This is a genomic window from Streptomyces sp. NPDC054770, assembly GCF_053611985.1.
Window position 1 is genome coordinate 15,512 of sequence record NZ_JBSHBL010000033.1, and the last position, 18,773, is coordinate 34,284.

General features: G+C 73.8%; 15 protein-coding genes. 12 read left to right on the forward strand and 3 right to left on the reverse strand.

Going from position 1 to position 18,773, the window contains the following annotated elements; all coding sequences use genetic code 11:
- The first annotated feature begins 15 nt into the window (after positions 1-15).
- The 4 genes from alc (at position 16) to ACWGKQ_RS26610 (ending at position 3,996) form a co-directional block, all read left to right on the forward strand.
- Positions 16-1,128: an allantoicase gene (gene alc, locus ACWGKQ_RS26595; RefSeq protein WP_453294464.1), complete on the forward strand. Its 1,113-nt coding sequence runs from the start codon at positions 16-18 to the stop codon at positions 1,126-1,128.
- Between the two features lie 789 nt (positions 1,129-1,917).
- Entirely contained in the window at positions 1,918-2,733 is an 816-nt protein-coding gene (locus ACWGKQ_RS26600) for an AIM24 family protein (protein ID WP_453294465.1), read from the forward strand.
- Between the two features lie 91 nt (positions 2,734-2,824).
- Entirely contained in the window at positions 2,825-3,451 is a 627-nt protein-coding gene (locus tag ACWGKQ_RS26605) for a dihydrofolate reductase family protein (RefSeq protein WP_453294466.1), read from the forward strand.
- A 149-nt stretch (positions 3,452-3,600) separates the two neighbouring features.
- Positions 3,601-3,996, forward strand: coding sequence for a ribonuclease domain-containing protein (locus ACWGKQ_RS26610; protein ID WP_453294467.1), 396 nt, complete (start codon positions 3,601-3,603; stop codon positions 3,994-3,996).
- Between the two features lie 46 nt (positions 3,997-4,042).
- On the opposite strand, the gene ACWGKQ_RS26615 is transcribed toward ACWGKQ_RS26610, so the two are convergent.
- A complete protein-coding gene (locus tag ACWGKQ_RS26615) occupies positions 4,043-4,240 on the reverse strand; it encodes a hypothetical protein (protein WP_453294468.1) in 198 nt (65 codons plus the stop codon).
- A gap of 170 nt (positions 4,241-4,410) precedes the next feature.
- Between ACWGKQ_RS26615 and ACWGKQ_RS26620 the strand changes: the two genes are divergently transcribed.
- The 3 genes from ACWGKQ_RS26620 to ACWGKQ_RS26630 all read left to right on the forward strand — a co-directional run bounded on the left by ACWGKQ_RS26620 (position 4,411) and on the right by ACWGKQ_RS26630 (position 7,672).
- Positions 4,411-5,670 (forward strand): sensor histidine kinase, encoded by a 1,260-nt coding sequence (locus tag ACWGKQ_RS26620; RefSeq protein WP_453294469.1) that lies wholly within the window; start codon positions 4,411-4,413, stop codon positions 5,668-5,670.
- Positions 5,671-5,753: 83 nt separating this feature from the next.
- On the forward strand, positions 5,754-6,416 hold the full coding sequence (locus tag ACWGKQ_RS26625) for a response regulator (protein WP_453294470.1): 663 nt from the start codon (positions 5,754-5,756) through the stop codon (positions 6,414-6,416).
- A 74-nt stretch (positions 6,417-6,490) separates the two neighbouring features.
- The gene (locus ACWGKQ_RS26630) at positions 6,491-7,672 is read left to right on the forward strand and encodes a cytochrome P450 family protein (protein WP_453294471.1); all 1,182 of its coding nucleotides are present in this window, start codon (positions 6,491-6,493) and stop codon (positions 7,670-7,672) included.
- Positions 7,673-7,718: 46 nt separating this feature from the next.
- On the opposite strand, the gene ACWGKQ_RS26635 is transcribed toward ACWGKQ_RS26630, so the two are convergent.
- Positions 7,719-8,729: a Gfo/Idh/MocA family protein gene (locus ACWGKQ_RS26635; protein ID WP_453294472.1), complete on the reverse strand. Its 1,011-nt coding sequence runs from the start codon at positions 8,727-8,729 to the stop codon at positions 7,719-7,721.
- Positions 8,730-8,859: 130 nt separating this feature from the next.
- Between ACWGKQ_RS26635 and ACWGKQ_RS26640 the strand changes: the two genes are divergently transcribed.
- The 5 genes from ACWGKQ_RS26640 to ACWGKQ_RS26660 all read left to right on the forward strand — a co-directional run bounded on the left by ACWGKQ_RS26640 (position 8,860) and on the right by ACWGKQ_RS26660 (position 16,629).
- Complete coding sequence (locus tag ACWGKQ_RS26640; protein WP_453294528.1) at positions 8,860-9,597, forward strand: GntR family transcriptional regulator; 738 nt, start codon at positions 8,860-8,862, stop codon at positions 9,595-9,597.
- Positions 9,598-9,856: 259 nt separating this feature from the next.
- On the forward strand, positions 9,857-11,002 hold the full coding sequence (locus ACWGKQ_RS26645; protein WP_089106885.1) for an ROK family glucokinase: 1,146 nt from the start codon (positions 9,857-9,859) through the stop codon (positions 11,000-11,002).
- On the forward strand, positions 10,999-11,580 hold the full coding sequence (locus ACWGKQ_RS26650; RefSeq protein ID WP_453294473.1) for a sugar kinase: 582 nt from the start codon (positions 10,999-11,001) through the stop codon (positions 11,578-11,580). The genes ACWGKQ_RS26645 and ACWGKQ_RS26650 overlap by 4 nt, the downstream gene beginning before the upstream one ends.
- A 97-nt stretch (positions 11,581-11,677) precedes the next feature.
- On the forward strand, positions 11,678-14,488 hold the full coding sequence (locus ACWGKQ_RS26655) for an SNF2-related protein (RefSeq protein WP_453294474.1): 2,811 nt from the start codon (positions 11,678-11,680) through the stop codon (positions 14,486-14,488).
- On the forward strand, positions 14,485-16,629 hold the full coding sequence (locus ACWGKQ_RS26660; RefSeq protein WP_453294475.1) for an SWIM zinc finger family protein: 2,145 nt from the start codon (positions 14,485-14,487) through the stop codon (positions 16,627-16,629). Before ACWGKQ_RS26655 ends, ACWGKQ_RS26660 begins: the two co-directional genes overlap by 4 nt.
- A gap of 31 nt (positions 16,630-16,660) precedes the next feature.
- Here ACWGKQ_RS26660 and ACWGKQ_RS26665 read toward each other — a convergent pair whose 3' ends face one another.
- Entirely contained in the window at positions 16,661-18,772 is a 2,112-nt protein-coding gene (locus tag ACWGKQ_RS26665) for a bifunctional serine/threonine-protein kinase/ABC transporter substrate-binding protein (RefSeq protein ID WP_453294476.1), read from the reverse strand.
- Position 18,773 lies beyond the last annotated feature (1 nt).

Genomic DNA, 18,773 nt, shown 5'->3' on the forward strand with positions numbered 1-18,773 from the left:
CCGAAAGGAACACCTTTGACGGCGATCCCGACCTTCACCGGCGACGCGCACCCCTACTCCGGCGGCGACCCGTACGCGGACTACCGCACCGCCGACTTCCCCTTCACCCAGTACGCCGACCTCGCCGGCCGGCAGCTCGGTGCCGGGGTCGTCGCCGCCAACGACGAGTTCTTCGCCCAGCGGGAGAACCTGCTGGTACCCGGGCGGGCCGAGTTCGACCCCGAGCACTTCGGGCACAAGGGCAAGATCATGGACGGCTGGGAGACGCGCCGCCGCCGCGGGGCCTCGGCCGGTCGGCCCTGGCCCACCGCCGAGGACCACGACTGGGCGCTGGTCCGGCTCGGCGCCGCCGGGGTGGTCCGCGGGATCGTCGTCGACACAGCCCACTTCCGCGGCAACTACCCGCAGGCGGTGTCCGTCGAGGGCACGTCGGTCGCCGGCTCGCCGTCCCCGGCGGAGCTCCTCGGCGACGACGTGAAGTGGACGACCCTCGTCCCCCGCACCCCCGTCGGCGGCCACGCGGCGAACGGCTTCGCGGTGTCCCTGGAACAGCGCTTCACCCACCTCCGCGTCAACCAGCACCCCGACGGCGGCATCGCGCGCCTGCGCGTGTACGGCGAGGTCGTGCCCGACCCCGAGTGGCTCGCCGTGCTCGGCACCTTCGACGTGGTCGCCCTGGAGAACGGCGGCCGGGTCGAGGACGCCTCCGACCTCTTCTACTCGCCGGCCACCAACACCATCCAGCCGGGCCGCTCCCGGAAGATGGACGACGGCTGGGAGACGCGCCGCCGCCGCGACCAGGGCAACGACTGGATCCGCTACCGGCTCGCCGCCCAGTGCCAGCTCCGCGCGATCGAGATCGACACGGCGTACCTGAAGGGCAACAGCGCGGGCTGGGCGTCGGTGTCGGTACAGGACGGCGAGGACGGCCCCTGGACGGAGATCCTCCCGCGCACCCGCCTCCAGCCGGACACCAACCACCGCTTCGCCCTTCCGACCCCGGCCGTCGGCACGCACGTGCGCGTGGACATCTTCCCGGACGGCGGAATCTCCCGCCTGCGGCTGTTCGGTACGCCGACGGAAGCGGGAGCAGCGGCCCTGACCACACGGCACCGCGAACTGTCCTGACCTCTTCGCCCACCCACCCACCCGACTCGCCTTCTCACAGGACGAACTCGAAAAGCGACGACAGAACACAGCGCCCGAGGCTGTCGGGGTGGGGCGACCGAGGCTGCCGGGAGAGGAGACAGCCGGACCCGTCCGGACGGGGCGGCCGAGGCCGTCCGGATGGGGCGGCTGGGCCCGTCCGGATGGGGTGGTCGGAGAAGCGGGGCCGTCGGTCGGGTTCGGTCGGGATGGGGTGGCCGGGATCGTCCGGACGGTGCGGCTGGGGGAGCCGGGACCGTCGGTCGGGTTCGGTCGGATGGTGCGGCTGGGGGAGCCGGGGCCGTTGGTCGGGTTCGGTCGGGGTGGGGTGGTCGGGGGAGCCGGGCCCGTCGGTCGGGTTCGTCCGGATGGGGCGGCTGGGGGAGCCGGGGCCGTTGGTCGGGTTCCGTCGGGGTGGGGTGGTCGGGGGAGCCGGGGCCGTCGGCCGAGGCCGTCCGGATGGGGCGGCTGGGGGAGCCGGGATGGTCGGATGGGGTGGTTGGGGGAGCTGGGATGGCCGGATGAAGGCCGTCGGGATGAGGGGGTTGGGGATGTGTCGTCAGGGCCGGGTACGGGGCGGGGGTGTGCCGATGCGCGGCCGCGGTGTCCGGGTAGGCGCTTCGTCCCGCGCGGGAGGTCGGCGGGGGCCTGGAGCGGGACACTCTTCGAGGGGGGTGTCTTGGTCTTTTGAGGCCTCGCTGCTCAGGGGACCGAGTCGGGTGGGTGGGTGGGCGAGGGGAACCGCCGGACCGTCGGCTACGTTCTTCTGCCGTGACTCTTCAGCAAGAAATCGTCGGCAACGCCATGCAGATGGCGATCGTCAACCTGCACCCCGGCCAGACCGTCTACTGCGAGGCCGGCAAGTTCCTGTTCAAGACGACGAACGTGACCATGGAGACCCGGCTGAGCGGCCCGCAGGGCAACGGCGGTCAGGCGCAGGGCGGCGGCGGTGGCGGCATGGGCGGCATGCTGCGCCAGGCCATGGGCACCGCCATGCAGGTCGGCCAGCGCATGCTCGCCGGCGAGTCGCTGGCGTTCCAGTACTTCACCTCCCAGGGCGGCGAGGGCACCGTCGGGTTCGCGGGCGTGCTCCCGGGCGAGATGCGCGCCCTGGAGCTGAACGGCACGCGCGCGTGGTTCGCCGAGAAGGACGCCTTCGTCGCGGCCGAGTCCACCGTCGAGTTCGGCATCGCCTTCGCCGGCGGCCGTACCGGCATGAGCGGCGGCGAGGGCTTCATCCTGGAGAAGTTCACCGGTCACGGCACGGTGATCATCGCCGGCGCGGGCAACTTCATCGACCTGAACCCCGCCGACTTCGGCGGCCGTATCGAGGTCGACACGGGCTGCGTCGTCGCCTTCGAGGAGGGCATCCAGTACGGCGTCCAGCGCGTCGGCGGCCTCAACCGCCAGGGCCTGATGAACGCGGTCTTCGGCGGCGAGGGCCTCTCCCTGGCCACGCTGGAGGGCAACGGCCGGGTGATCCTCCAGTCGCTCACCATCGAGAGCCTCGCCAACGCCCTGAAGAAGGCGCAGGGCGGCGACAAGCAGGGGCCGACCGGCGGACTGTTCTCGACCCACGCGGGATGAGGCGCCCCGCCGACCGATGAGTTGCCGGTGCCCCGAGGGTCTGAGCTGATGACCACAGACCGCAGACCGCACCCCGGGAAGCAGGCACCCCATGGGCAATCTCGTCTCCACCATGTTCGTCACCCTCGACGGCGTCTACCAGGCACCCGGCGGCCCCGAGGAGGACCCCAGCGGCGGCTTCACCCACGGCGGCTGGAGCTTCACGTACGGCGACGAGGACTTCGGCCGGTTCGTCGCCGAGGTCTTCGAGCGGGCCGGCGCCTTCCTGCTCGGCCGCCGCACGTACGACATCTTCGCGGCGTACTGGCCGAAGATCACCGACCCCGGCAACCCGATCGCCTCCAGGCTCAACGCCCTCCCGAAGTACGTCCTGTCCGCGACCCTGACCGACCCCGGCTGGTCCGGCACCACGGTCCTGGCCGGCGACCTCGCCAAGGAGGTCACGGCCCTCAAGGAGCGCACCGACGGCGAGCTCCAGGTGCACGGCAGCGGCGCGCTGGTCCGCTCCCTGCTGGACCTCGGCCTCCTCGACACCCTGCACCTCGTGACCTTCCCCGTCGTGCTGGGTTCCGGCCGCCGCTTCTTCCAGGAGGGCGCCGTGCCGACGAAGTTCCGGCACACCGGCGGGCGGATCACCTCGACGGGCGTCTCCATCCAGTCGTACGACCTGGCGGGCCGTCCCGAATACGGCTCCTACGCGGCGGAAGCGACGGCCTAACGGCCCGGCCCCGATCTTCCCCCAGGTCGGGGACCGCCCGTGAAGGCCCTGGGTCGCAGGTTAATTCCCTGAAAACGAACGGGACTTGACGGGAAATTCTTCGGACTTGTCATTGACATGCCACTGTCTACGCGCGTCATCATGGAGCCATGAGATTCCCCCCACGAATCACCCGCATCGGCGCCGCGGGCGCCCTGCTGTCCGCCCTCCTCGTCGGCGGTACGGTCTCCGTCACCACGGCGGACGCCGCTGCCGCCTCGGTCGGCAGCATCTGCTACGGCGACCTGCCGTCGCAGGCGTACGACACGCTCGACCTGATCGCGTCGAACGGGCCGTTCCCGTACTCGCAGGACGGGGTCGTCTTCCGCAACCAGGAGGGCGTCCTGCCGAGCCAGTCCAGCGGCTACTACCACGAGTACACCGTGAAGACGCCCGGCTCCTCCACGCGCGGTGCACGGCGCATCGTGACCGGCGAGGAGAACGAGGAGGACTACTACACGGCGGACCACTACGTCACGTTCGACCTGATCGACTTCGGTTGCTGAGTCGCTGACCGGGCCGGCTCGTCGACGTCGGATCATCGACGTCGGATCATCGGCGTCGGCTCTCCGCGACGGCGAACAGCGCGCACGCCAGCACGATCAGCGCCACGCTCGCGTAGACGCCGTAACCGTCGAGGAAGCCGAGCCGTTGCAGGAGGCCCACCCGCCAGTGGGTGAACTCGTGCAGCAGGCCCAGCACACCCTGCACCAGAGCGACGAATCCGAGCAGTTCCAGCAGCTGTTTCACGGTACGACCCTCGCCCCACGGCCTCCCCCCATGCCATCGGCCGTGGGGCGAGTCGTACCCGCCGGAAGACGGTCCGCACGCGCGCGTGGCACACCGAAAGTCCACGAGAGCACAACTTTGGTCGACGATCCCGTGCCCGGGTAGGTGTCGCGGGCCGGTCCTGCGTAGATTTGTCGACCGTGAGCGGTGACCTTTCCATACGGACGTTCGAGGGGCGGCGGTGGCTCTTCCCGTCCGCCGTGATCCATGAACTCGACCCCGACGCGGGTCCGGCCGGCCGCCGGCCCCGGCGCACCGCGCGGGACTGGCTGGTCGACTTCAGCTGTTTCCTGCTGGCCGTCCTCCTCGGCGTGGCGGCCGCCAACACGATGCGCCAGGACCCGAACGTCTCGCACGGCCTGGCCGTCGCCGACCAGCTGATCGGCGGCCTCGCCTGCGCCGCGGTCTGGCTGCGCCGCCGCTGGCCGACGGGCCTGGCCATCGCCATGATCCCGGTCGGCTTCGCCTCCGACACCGCGGGCGGCGCCGCCATGGTCGCGCTGTTCACGCTGGCCGTGCACCGCCCGTTCCGGTACGTCGCCTGGATCGCGGGCGCCAACCTCGCGCTGGTCCCGCTCTTCTACTGGCTGCGCCCCGACCCCGACCTGCCCTACCTGGCGGTCGTCATCCTGGTCGTGCTCTTCACCCTCCTGGTCCTCAGCCTCGGCATGTTCGTACGCTCCAAGCGGCAGCTCATGGTCAGCCTGCGCGACCGTGCCCGGCGGGCCGAGACCGAGGCCGGGCTGCGCGCCGAGCGGGCCCAGCGGCTGGCCCGGGAGGCCATCGCCCGCGAGATGCACGACGTCCTCGCCCACCGGCTGACCCTGCTCAGCGTGCACGCCGGGGCACTGGAGTTCCGGCCCGACGCGCCCCAGGTGGAGATCGCCCGGGCGGCCGGGGTCATCCGTGAGAGCGCCCACGAGGCCCTCCAGGACCTGCGCGAGATCATCGGCGTGCTGCGCGCGACCGACGGCGACGAGGCGGGCGGCCGGCCGCAGCCGACCCTCGCGGCCCTGGACGCGCTGGTCGCCGAGTCCCGCCAGGCCGGCATGGCGGTCGCCCTCGACAACAGCGTCGGCGACCCGGCCGCCGTCCCCGCCTCCGTCGGCCGCACCGCCTACCGCATCGCCCAGGAGGGCCTCACCAACGCCCGCAAGCACGCCCCCGGCGCCGAGGTCACCGTCCGCGTCACCGGCGCCCCGGGCGACGGCCTGGACATCACCGTGCACAACCCCGCCCCCGCGGCCGAGGCCCCGCACGTCCCCGGCTCCGGCCAGGGCCTGATCGGGCTGACCGAACGCGCCACGCTGGCCGGGGGACGGCTGGAGCACCGGGCCACCGGCGACGGCGGCTTCGAGGTACGGGCCTGGCTGCCCTGGAGTGCCGCCTGACGGGCACGTGACGCCCCCCCGCCGACCACACGACCCCCGCGCTACGGCCACCGCGGCCGTAGCCGCATGGTTACGTAGGAGACATGACCGCGATCAGACTGCTGCTCGTCGACGACGATCCGCTGGTACGGGCGGGGCTGGCCCTCATGATGGGCGGAGCCGGGGACATCGAGATCGTCGGGGAGGGCGCCGACGGCGACGAGGTCGAGGCGCTCGTGGACCGCACCCACCCGGACGTCGTCCTGATGGACATCCGGATGCCCTCCGTGGACGGACTCACCGCCACCGAGCGGCTGCGCGCGCGTGCCGACGCCCCGCAGGTCGTCGTCCTGACCACCTTCCACGCCGACGAACAGGTGTTGCACGCGCTGCGCGCGGGAGCCGCCGGGTTCGTCCTCAAGGACACCCCGCCCGCCGAGATCGTCACCGCGGTGCGCCGGGTCGCGGCCGGCGACCCCGTGCTGTCGCCCGCCGTCACCCGGCAGCTGATGCGGCACGCGGCCGGTACCCAGGCCGACACCCGGCAGGCACACGCGCGTGACCGGCTCGCCGCCCTCAACGACCGCGAGCGGGAGGTCGCCGTCGCGGTCGGCCGGGGCCTCGCCAACGCCGAGATCGCCACCGGCCTCTTCATGAGCGTCGCCACCGTCAAGACCCATGTCTCCCGCATCCTGGCCAAGCTCGGCCTCAACAACCGCGTCCAGATCGCCCTGCTCGCCTACGACGCGGGATTGCTGGAGGAATAGGGCACCTCCGGGGCGGCTCGTGCGTTCTCCGGGTACGGGACGGCCTCGGGGGTCTCCTGAAGGGGGAGCTGGGCATGCAGGTGACCGATCTCGGCGAGTACGGCGACGCTCTGCGCACGGACCCGCACACCGTGTACGCGCGGCTGCGCGAGCGCGGCCCGGTGCACCGGGTGCGGTGGCCCCCTCCCGACCAGTACCACGAGACCTGGCTGGTCGTGGGCTACGAGGAGGCACGCGCGGCGCTCGCCGACCCCAGGCTGGCCAAGGACACCGAGAAGATCGGTTTCAAGTTCCTCGACGAGGAGCTGATCGGCAAGTACCTGCTGCTCGCCGACCCGCCCCAGCACACCAGGCTGCGCGGCCTGATCACGCGCGCGTTCACCGCCCGCCGGGTGGCCGGACTGGAGCCGAGAATCCAGGAGATCACCGACCACCTGCTCGACGAGATGCTCCCGCGCGGCCGCGCCGACCTCGTCGACGCCCTCGCCTACCCGCTGCCGATCACGGTGATCAGCGAACTGCTCGGCGTCCCCGAGCTGGACCGCGCGCGCTTCCGGAAGCTGTCCAACGAGGTGGTGGCGTCCAGCAGCCCGGGCAGCGAGTACGACGCCTTCGTCGCGCTCGCCGACTATCTGGCGGAGCTGATCGAGGACAAGCGGTGCGCCGGCCCGAGCGGCGACCTGCTCAGCGACCTGATCCGGACCACCGCCGAGGACGGCGACCGGCTCTCCGCCGGGGAACTGCGCGGGATGGCCTTCGTCCTGCTGATCGCCGGCCACGAGACCACCGTCAACCTCATCGGCAACGGCGTCCTCGCCCTGCTCACCCACCCGGACCAACTCGCCGCCCTGCGCGCCGACATGAGCCTCGTGGACGGCGCGGTCGAGGAGACCCTGCGCTGGGAGGGCCCGGTGGAGAACGCCACGTACCGGTACGCCGCCGAGCCCCTGGAGATCGCCGGCACCGCCATCGACCGGGGCGACCCCGTGATGATCAGCCTGGCCGGCGCCGACCGGGACGCGGACCGCTTTCCCGGGCCCGGCCGCTTCGACATCCGCCGCGACCACCGCGGCCATCTGGCCTTCGGCCACGGCATCCACTACTGCCTGGGCGCACCCCTGGCCCGCCTGGAGGGCCGGATCGCCCTGCGCACGCTCCTGGAGCGGGCCCCGGGCCTCGCTCTTGACGGCCCGCACGGGGAGTGGCTGCCGGGCACCCTGATGCGAGGGGTGCGCAGTCTCCCGGTGCGCTGGTAGCCGCTGCGGCAGATCGGATCAGGTCGGGCGGGCAGATCGGATCGGGTCAGGCCAGGCGGTCCGGGATCTCAGCGAGCGCCACCGGTCTGCGCTCGTGCCGGGAGATCTCACAGGCCTCCGCGATCCGCAGCGCCTGGAGCGCCTCGCGCCCGTCGCAGGGGTTGGCCAGCTGGCCCCGCACCACGTCGACGAAGGCGCACAGCTCGGCCTCGTAGGCGGGCCCGAACCGCTCCAGGAAGCCGGGCCACGGCTTGTCCGCGGGCGGCGGCCCGGTCGGCTCGGTCGAGGCCACCGGCGTACGGTCGTCCAGGCCCACCACCACGGTGTCCCGCTCGCCGGCCAGTTCCATCCGGACGTCGTAGCCGGCGCCGTTCAGCCGGGCCGCGGTCGCGGTGGCCAGTGTGCCGTCGTCCAGGGTGAGCACCGCGGCGCCCGTGTCGACGTCGCCGGCCTCGCGGAACATCGCGGGCCCGGCGTCCGAGCCCGTCGCGTACACGTCGACGACCTCGCGGCCGGTCACCCAGCGCAGCACGTCGAAGTCGTGGATTAACGTGTCCCGGAAGAGCCCGCCGGACAGCGGCAGCCACTCCGGCTGGGGCGGCGACTGGTCGCAGGTCAGCGCCCGCACGGTGTGCAGCCGCCCGAGGCGGCCCGAGCGCACCGCCTCCCGCGCACCGACGTACCCCTTGTCGAAGCGGCGCTGGAAGCCCATCTGAAGCACCGTCCCGGCCTTCTCCACCTCCGCCAGGGCGTGCAGGGTGCCCGGCAGGTCGAGGGCGATCGGCTTCTCGCAGAAGACCGGCAGTCCGGACCGCGCCGCCCGGCCGATCAGGTCGGCATGGGCCGAGGTGGCGGCGGTGATCACCACGGCGTCCACGCCCCACCGGAAGATCTCGTCCGTACTGGGTGCCGCCGTCTCTCCCAGCCGGTGCGCCAGATCCTGGGCCCGCCTGGGATCCACGTCCGTGAGGATCAACGATCCGACCTCGCGATTACGGCTGAGCGTGTTCGCGTGAATGGTGCCTATGCGGCCCGTCCCGATGACCCCGATGCGCATGGGAACAAGGTGCTGGTGCACCCCGTGCGCTGTCAATCCGTATGTCCGGACAATCGAACTACACAACTTCCCGTCAACCCGTCACGGGGATACGCTCGGGCCCGTGCCGAAACCAGATGTGGACCCGACCGTGTCGCTCGACCTCAGTGTGGACCGGAGCTCCCCGGTGCCGTTGTACTTCCAGCTCGCCCAGCAGCTGGAGGCGGCCATCGAGCACGGCTCGCTCACCCCCGGCAGCCTGCTGGGCAACGAGATCGAGCTCGCCGCACGGCTCGGCCTGTCCCGCCCGACCGTCCGCCAGGCCATCCAGTCCCTCGTGGACAAGGGCCTGCTCGTCCGCCGTCGGGGTGTCGGCACCCAGGTCGTGCACAGCCAGGTCAAACGCCCGCTGGAACTCAGCAGCCTCTACGACGACCTGGAGTCGGCCGGCCAGCGCCCCGCGACGAAGGTGCTGGTCAACACCGTCGTCCCGGCGTCCGCCGAGGTCGCGGCCGCGCTCGCGGTGGCCGAGGGCACCGAGGTGCACCGGATCGAGCGGCTGCGGCTGGCGCACGGCGAGCCGATGGCGTACCTCACCAACTACCTGCCTCCCGGCCTGCTCGACCTGGACACCGCCCAGCTGGAGGCGACCGGCCTGTACCGGCTCATGCGGGCCGCCGGAATCACCCTGCACAGCGCCCGCCAGTCCATCGGCGCGCGCGGCGCCGCGGCCGCCGAGGCGGACCGGCTCGCCGAGCCGGAGGGCGCCCCGCTGCTCACCATGCAGCGCACCACGTACGACGACACCGGCCGCGCCGTCGAGTTCGGCGACCACATCTACCGCCCGACCCGCTACTCCTTCGAGTTCCAGCTGCTCGTACGGTCGTGAGGATGCCGCCGTTCTGGTCGTAATGTCCGGACAATCTGACCGATGTGTGGGCTGACTCGGCGGATTGCAGGCGGAGGCGCCCCGCACTCTCCACGCCACGAGCTGCGGCGCCCCGAAAGGGGCGCGGGGCTGTGACATGTGCGGCTCCGCCGCGTGGGCGCGACCAGCCACGACGAAGCTGCATCCGGCGACGCACGCGCACCCCCCTTTATGTCCCCCGAACGGCGTTACCCGCACGCGTACGGCAGAATCGAGCCCGATGAGCACCTACCGCGACCTCACCGCCCCCATCGGCTCCCGCCGAGCCCCGGTCCTGCGAACCGTCGGCACCCGGGAGCGCCGGTCCCACCTGACGGCCCCCCGCGTGCCCACGGTCGGTATCGACATCGGCGGCACCAAGGTCATGGCGGGCGTCGTGGACGCCGACGGCAACATCCTGGAGAAGCTCCGCACGGAGACCCCGGACAAGTCCAAGAGCCCGAAGGTCGTCGAGGACACGATCGTCGAACTGGTCCTCGACCTGTCCGACCGGCACGACGTGCACGCCGTGGGCATCGGCGCCGCCGGCTGGGTCGACGCCGACCGCAACCGCGTGCTCTTCGCGCCGCACCTGTCCTGGCGGAACGAACCGCTGCGCGACCGCCTCTCCGGCCGGCTCTCGGTCCCTGTCCTCGTCGACAACGACGCCAACACCGCCGCCTGGGCGGAGTGGCGCTTCGGCGCCGGCCGCGGCGAGGACCACCTGGTCATGATCACGCTCGGTACCGGCATCGGCGGCGCGATCCTGGAGGACGGCCAGGTCAAGCGCGGCAAGTACGGCGTCGCCGGCGAGTTCGGCCACATGCAGGTGGTGCCCGGCGGCCACCGCTGCCCGTGCGGCAACCGCGGCTGCTGGGAGCAGTACAGCTCCGGCAACGCGCTGGTCCGCGAGGCCAAGGAGCTGGCGGCCGCCGACTCCCCGGTGGCGTACGGGATCATCGAGCACGTCAAGGGCAACATCAACGAGATCACCGGCCCGATGATCACCGAGCTGGCCCGCGAGGGCGACGCGATGTGCATCGAGCTGCTCCAGGACATCGGTCAGTGGCTCGGCGTCGGCATCGCCAACCTCGCCGCCGCCCTGGACCCCTCCTGCTTCGTGATCGGCGGCGGTGTCAGCGCCGCCGACGACCTGCTCATCGGCCCCGCCCGGGACGCCTTCAAGCGCCAGCTCACCGGCCGCGGCTACCGCCCCGAGGCCCGGATCGCGCGCGCCCAGCTGGGTCCCGAGGCCGGCATGGTCGGCGCCGCCGACCTCGCCCGCCTGGTCGCCCGCCGGTTCCGGCGCGCCAAGCGGCGCCGGGTCGAGCGGTACGAGCGCTACGAGCGGTTCGCGGAGGCCCGCCGAACCAGGGACACCGCATGACCGCTTCGCTGCCCCGCCAGGCCGCGTCCCCGGAGGAACCGCAGCGCCCGCCCGAGACCCCGGGGCACAAGGCCAAGCGCCGAGCGCTGACGCTGCTGATCATCGGCCTGCTCATCGGCGTACCGGCCGGCTATCTGGTGATCTCCGCCGCCCAGAGCCGCGACAGCGGCAAGGACAAGGAGTCCAAGTACTCGGCGACCGGCCTCACCGCGGGCTGGCCGTCGAAGGTGCAGCGGCGCCTCTACCAGGTGCCGGTCCCGCACCCGGCCGACACGATCGCCTACTACGAGACGAACAACTGGAAGACCAGCCGTCTCTACGTCCAGTTCCGCACCAACAGCGCCGGACTGGACAGCTTCCTGGAGGGCATGGGCGTCAACCGGGACGAGCTCAAGAAGAACGACATCAGCATCAGCTCCCGCGACCAGAAGATCTCCGGCTGGAAGTTCACCGGCCCCGGCACCTGGTCGGGCCTGACGCACAAGCAGAAGAACCCGGCGCCCACCCAGGACGTGGTCGTGAACACGGCCGACCCCAACTACCCGATGATCTACGTCGTCTCGCGCACCGTCCCGTGACGCCCCGCCCCGGCCGGTCGCCGGGGCCGATTGTCAGACCCCGCCCGTACAGTCGAAGACGTCTGATCCGACAGGTGGGCGGGAGGTGGCAGAACGTATGAGCGGCACGACGGCCGAGGCCGATCCGGGCGTACCGGTGCGCCTGGCCGCGGTCTATCTGCCCGCCGACCTCCCCCGTCAGGGCCGGATCGCCTTCTGGGACCCCGCCGGGGACCCGCTGCCCGCCGCCGCGACCGAGGAGCTGACGGTCGTACGGCCGCACGGCACCGCCGGAGTCAGGCGCCGGCAGGTGCCCGCGCTCACCCTGCCGCTCGCCGACGCCCTCCCGCTGCTCGTCGGGGCCCGCCGCGACCCGGCCGCCCATCCCGCCACCGCCTGCTGGGGCGCCGCCGCCCTGCACGCCCTGCGGCTGGCCGCCCGCGGCCGGCTGCTGCCCGGCCTCACCCCGGCCGGCCACGACGCCTGGCGGGCCGGGCCCCTGGAGCCCGCCGACATCGCCCACCTGCGCGCGGTGGCCGCCGCCCTGCCCGCCGAGGGGCACGCCGTCCCGCTGCCGGGCCCCGGCCCGCTCCTGCTGCCCCAGCCGGAAGCGCTGGTCCGCTCCTTCCTGGACGCGGTCGCCGACACCCTGCCCCGCACCCCGGCCGCCCCGCACACCTCCGGCCGGCCCTTCGCCGCCCGCGAACCCCAGCGGCTGCCCGACGCCCACGAGTGGGCCGCGGAGGTCGCCGCCGGCATGGACGCGGGCGTGCGGATCTCGCTGCGCCTGGACCTGTCGGCGTACGACCTGTTCGACGACGGGGAGGACGCGCACCGCGCGGGAGCGGCGATCGTCCAGGTGCACAGCCTGGCCGACCCGACCCTGGTGACCGACGCGGCGGCACTGTGGGCGGGGGCGTCCGACACTGCCTTCGGCCCCCGCGCGCGTGTGGACGCGGCGCTGGCCGTGCGCCGGGCCGCCCGGGTGTGGCCGCCGCTGGACCGGCTTGCGGAGCAGGACGTACCGGACGTGCTCGCGCTCTCCGAGGAGGAGCTGGGGCAGCTGCTGGGGACGGCGGCGACCAGGCTCGGGGCGGCCGGGGTCGCCGTGCACTGGCCCCGGGACCTGGCCCAGGACCTGACCGCCGCGGCCGTGGTCCGCACCGCACCCGGCTCGGCCACCGACGGCACCGGCTTCTTCGAGAGCGAGGAACTGCTCCAGTTCCGCTGGCAGCTGGCGCTCGGCGGCGACCCGCTCAGCGACGCCGAGATGGACGCCCTCGCCGAGGCCCACCGCCCCGTCGTACGGCTGCGGGACCGCTGGGTGCTCGTCGACCCCGCCCTGGTCCGCAAGGCGCGCAAGCGCGAACTGGGCCTGCTCGACCCGGTCGACGCGCTCTCCGTGGCGCTCACCGGCGAGGCCGAGGTGGACGGCGAGAGTGTCGAGGCGGTCCCCGTCGGCGTCCTCGCGGCCCTGCGCGACCGCCTCACCGCCGGCATCCGGCCGGCCGAGCCGCCCGCCGGTCTGCACGCCACCCTGCGCGACTACCAGCTCCGGGGCCTGGCCTGGCTCGACCTGATGACCTCCCTCGGCCTCGGCGGCTGCCTCGCCGACGACATGGGCCTCGGCAAGACGATCACCGTCATCGCCCTGCACCTGAAGCGGGCCCGCACCGAGTCGACCCTGGTGGTCTGCCCGGCCTCGCTGCTCGGCAACTGGCAGCGGGAGATCGCCCGGTTCGCGCCCGGTGTCCCGGTCCGCCGCTTCCACGGCCCCGACCGCTCCCTGGACGGCCTCGACGGCGGCTTCGTCCTCACCACGTACGGCACCATGCGCGCCACCGCGGCCACGCTCGCCGAACAGCCCTGGAGCATGGTCGTCGCCGACGAGGCACAGCACGTCAAGAACCCCTACTCGGCCACCGCCAAGGCACTGCGCACCATCCCCACCCCCGCGCGCGTGGCCCTCACCGGCACCCCCGTGGAGAACAACCTCTCCGAACTCTGGGCCCTCCTCGACTGGACCACCCCCGGACTCCTCGGCCCGCTCAAGTCCTTCCGCGCCCGGCATGCGCGTGCCGTCGAGAACGGTGAGGACGAGGAGGCGGTGGCCCGGCTGGCCCGCCTGGTCCGCCCGTTCCTGCTGCGCCGCAAGAAGTCCGACCCGGGCATCGTTCCCGAGCTCCCGCCGAAGACGGAGACCGACCACCCCGTCCCGCTCACCCGTGAGCAGGCCGCGCTGTACGAGGCGGTGGTGCGCGAGTCGCTGCTCGCCATCGAGACGGCGGACGGCATCGCACGCCGCGGCCTGGTGCTCAAGCTCCTCGGCGCCCTGAAGCAGATCTGCGACCACCCCGGGCTGTATCTCAAGGAGGAGTCCCGTATCGAGGGTCTGGCCGCCCGCTCCGGCAAGCTCACCCTGCTCGACGAGCTGCTGGACACCGTGCTCGCCGAGGACGGCTCGGCGCTCGTCTTCACGCAGTACGTCGGCATGGCCCGCATGATCACCGCGCACCTCCAGGCCCGCGCGGTTCCCGTCGACCTTCTCCACGGCGGCACACCGGTACCGGAGCGCGAGCGCATGGTGGACCGCTTCCAGGCCGGCGCGACCCCGGTCCTCGTCCTCTCCCTGAAGGCCGCGGGCACCGGCCTCAACCTCACCCGCGCCGGCCATGTCGTCCACTTCGACCGCTGGTGGAACCCGGCGGTGGAGGAGCAGGCCACCGACCGCGCCTACCGCATCGGCCAGACCCAGCCGGTCCAGGTGCACCGCCTGGTCACCGAGGGCACCGTCGAGGACCGCATCGCCGAGATGCTGGAGTCGAAGCGGGCCCTCGCCGACGCGATCCTCGGCTCCGGCGAGGCCGCCCTGACCGAGCTGACGGACCGCGAGCTGTCCGACCTGGTGTCGTTGCGGAGGACGTCATGAGCGGCGACGGCGAGCAGCGTCCCGGGGACGCGGCCCGGCGGGCGCTGCGGGCGGCGCGCGGGCAGGGGGCGGAGACCGGGGGCGACGGGACCGTTCCGGCCGGGGCACCGGGGGAGCGGGCGGAGCGGGCGCCCAGGCCGGGGGACGCGGCACGTCGGGCGCTGCGGGTGGCCGCCGCGGCGAAGGAGGCGGAGCAGCGGGACGCCGAACCCGAGCCGGACCCGGAAACCGCGGCCGGTGCCGCGGCCGGTGCCGGGGCTGGTGCCGACCGTGCCGACATCGGCGCTTCCGCCGTCGTCCGGCCGGGCGGTCGTCCCGGGGACGTCGCGCGGGCGGCGCTGCGGGCGGCGCGCGCGGAGGCACGGCGGGACGAGGAGGCCGCCGCTGCGGACGCCCTGGAATCCTCCCCGCCCCGCGCGGTACGCCGACCGCCCTCGCCGTCCCCCTCCCCGGCCCCGGCGTCCGCGGTTCGCGGCCGCACCGCCCGCGACCTGAAGCAGTTCCTGGCGACGGCGTTCCTGATGCCGAGGGAGGCGGCCGAACCGGATGGGCCGGACGAGCCGGAGCAGACGGACGTCCGGGCGGATCAGGAACCTCCGGCGGAACACACCGAGGGCGTGCGGCCCACGCTCGGTCGGCTTCCCCGGGCCACCGATGCGGCTCCGCCGCACGCCTCGGCCTCCGCGCTTTCCGAGCCGGCCGAGGACGCGCCAGCCGCTCCCTCACGGCAGCCCGCGGCGGCCGAATCGCCCGCTCCCGCCGAGGCTTCGCACCACCCGGAGCCGAACACCCCCGCTCCCGTCCCCGCCGTGCCTCCCGCCCCGGCCACCGGGAGCACACCGACCGGTCCCCGCCTTCCCTCCACCATGGCCACCCCGCACCGCGACACCGAACTCCGCCGCACCTTCCCTTCCCTCTCGCCCCGTGCCTCCGCCTCCGCCTCCGCCTCCTCCTCTGCTTCCGGCTTCGCGGAGACCTGGTGGGGCAATGCCTGGGTGCGGGCGCTGGAGGAGGGCGCGCTGGACGTCAAGCGGCTCGCGCGGGGGCGGGGTTACGCCGAGCGCGGGCATGTGGACGCCATCACCGTGACCCCGGGACTGGTCCTGGCGTATGTGCAGGGGAGCCGGCCCCGGCCGTACCGCGTGCAGCTGCCGCTGCGGACCTTCGGCGAGGACGAGTGGGAGCGGCTGCTGGAGGCCGCCGCCGACCGGCCCGCCGACATCGCCGCGCTGCTCGACAAGGAGCTGCCGCAGACCCTCGCCGACAGCGGGGTTCCGTTGCTGCCGGGGCCCGGTGAGCTCGAACCCCGGTGCAGCTGCCCGGACTTCGGCCACCCCTGCAAGCACGCGGCCGCCCTCTGCTACCAGACCGCGCGGCTGCTGGACGCCGACCCGTTCGTGCTGCTCCTGCTGCGCGGCCGCGGGGAGCGCGAGGTGCTCGACGCGCTGTCCCGGCGCAGCGCCGCCCGCGCGGCCCGGGAGCGGCGGCCGGCCTCGCTGCCGGGCGTCCGGGCCACCGAAGCCCTCGTCCCCCGTCAACTCCCGCCGCTGCCACCCCCGTTGCCGGTTCCTGCGCACCCCGAGCAGCCCCCGGTCTATCCGGGGGTGCCCGGCGGTCCGGACCCCTTCGCGCTGGACCAGCTGGCCACCGACGCGTCGGCCCGCGCCCACGCTCTGCTCAGCACCGGACGCGACCCGGTCGGCGACCTGACCCTCTGGCAGGACGCGGTGCGGCTCGCCGCGGCCCGCCCCGGTTCCGGCCTGACCGCGTCCACCCGCGCCCTCTACGCCACGCTCGCCGACGCCGTGGGCCGGACCCCGGGCGACCTGGCGCGTGCGGTCGCCGCCTGGCGGCAGGGCGGCCTGGAGGGGCTGGCCGTGCTGGAGGAGCCCTGGGACCCGCCGGCCGGCCGCTTCGACCGGGCCCGGCCGCTGCTGCTCGCCGCCGACCTCCCGGCCTTCCGGCCGTGGCGCAACCACCTCACCCACCCCGGCGGCCACCTCCAGCTCCGCTTCGGCCGCGACGGCCTGTGGTACGCCTACGAGTCGGAGCCGGGCCACGACGACTGGTGGCCCAGAGGCACCCCCGACCTGGACCCGGTGGGCGCGCTGACCGGCCTCGGCGCATCGGACGGCCTCTAGTCCGGCCCGTCCCGCGTCCCCACTGGAGGGCCTACGACTTCTTCTTCCCGATGTCGTCGTACCGGGCCACGAACCGGGCCCCGCCGTCCTCGACGCGGTAGAGGAACCAACCCCCGTCCTGGCCGGTCTCCAGGTACTGGTCCTGGCTCTCGTAGCTGTACCGGCGGGTGATGCCCTGCCAGGGCCTGCGCAGCAACTCCGCGCGCAGGGACTCGCGTTGGTCGCCGCCGGGCGCGGCGAGGCCGTGGGCGGCGTAGCCGACGGCGTCGTACGCCTCGGCCGCCCACGGGGGCGGAGCCGTGCGGTAGCGGGTGCGGTAGGCGGTGGCGAACGTCCGGGTCTTCGGGTCGGTGGCCGGGTCGCAGTACCCCGCGCTGATCCACCAGCCTCCGCCCGCCGTCAGGAAGGGCGTGCCCAGGATGTGTTCGTCGCCGCCGCGGAATCCGCGGTGCCCGGTGTCGGTCAGGGCCTGGGCGCAGGCGGCGGCGCGGGCCGGGAGGCCGCCCGCGAACAGGACGGCCGTGTCCGGGTGGGCGGCGAGGCTCTGGGCCACGTCGGTGAAGCCGGCACCCTTGGCGACCTGGGCCACCTCGACGGTGCCCACCAGCAGATCCCCGTACACGGTGACGATCCGGACGGTGGCCTCGCCCTCGTCGGCGTCGGTGAGGTCGTGCACGACGACGGTCCGGGCCGGTCGTACCACCCGGTTGAGGTATCTCAGCACGGAGCCGGGCCCCGCGGTGCGGGTGCTGCGCAGGATCAGGGAGCTGGTGATGTTCGTGACGTCGAGCGCGTCCGTGTCGGCGCGGGTGATCAGCAGGCAGAGCCCGGCCGCGGTGCACACCGGCACGGCGGCGGGCACGGCCGTGTTGGTGCCGGCGCCGATCACCGCGTACACCTCGCGGGCGGCGACGAGCCGGGCGGCCGCGGCGGCGGAACCGGCCGCGGTGCCCCGATCGTCGGCTGTGCGCAGGGCCAGCTCGAAGGTCCGGTCGGAGCGGGCGTTGTGCGCGTCGACCGCCATCTCCGCGCCGCGCGCCTGGGCCTGGACGACGGCGCTGGACAGGTCGCCGAGCAGCGCGATCGTACGGGTCGGCAGCAGGCCCTTGGCTGCCCTCGGCGTCCCGGACCGCGCCAGGCGCCACCAGGCGGTGCCGCCGCCCACCGCGCCGACGCCGACCGCCGCCGAGGAGATCAGCAGCCACCGCCGGGACGGGGCGGCCGGGGCGTCGGTGAAGGGCACCTCGGAGAGGGCGGTGGGCTCCGGCACCGGCAGGTCGAGCACCCGCGCGGCACGGTCCGCGACCACCGCCGGCAGACCCGCAGGCAGCCACGACTCCGCAGCGAACTCGCCGAAGAAAGACCCTAGTTGACGCACCGTGGGCCGGTTGCCGGGTTCCTTCGTCAGACAGGCGCGCAGCGTCGGCGCGAACTCGTCGGACAGGCCGGTCAGGTCCGGGGCTTCACGCACCGTCCGGTACAGGACGGCCGCCGCGCCCCCGGTGCCGAACGGCGGCCGTCCGGTGGCCGTATGGGCGAGTACGCACCCCAGGGAGAAGACGTCACTGGGCGGTCCCACGGTCCTGCCGCGGGCCTGCTCCGGTGACAGATAGCCGGGGGAACCGATGACCGAGCCGTCCGTGGTGAGTGCCGTGGCGCCCATGGCGCGGGCGATGCCGAAGTCGATCAGGCGCGGTCCGTCGGCGGCGAGCAGGACGTTCGCGGGTTTCACGTCACGGTGGACCAGTCCGGCGCGGTGCACGTCGTCCAGCGCCGCGGTGAGGGCGGCGCCCAGGGTCCGGAGCTGTGCGGGCGGCCAGGGGCCGTGCCGCGCCAGCGCCTCGGACAGCGGCAGGCCGGGCACGTAGGCGGTGGCCAGCCAGGGCGCGCGGGCGTCCGCGTCGGCGGTGAGCACGGGTACGGTCCAGCGGCTGGTGAGCCGGGACGCCAGCTCCGTCTCCCGGCGGAACCGGGCCCGGAAGCCGGGGTCCCCGGCGTACTCCTCGCGGATCACCTTCAGCGCCACCCAGGCGCCGTGCGGCGACCGGGCCAGGTACACCACACCCATGCCGCCCGCCCCGAGCCGGCCCACCAGCCGGTGCCCGCCGACCGACGAGGGGTCGGCGGCCTGGAGCCGCTCCAAC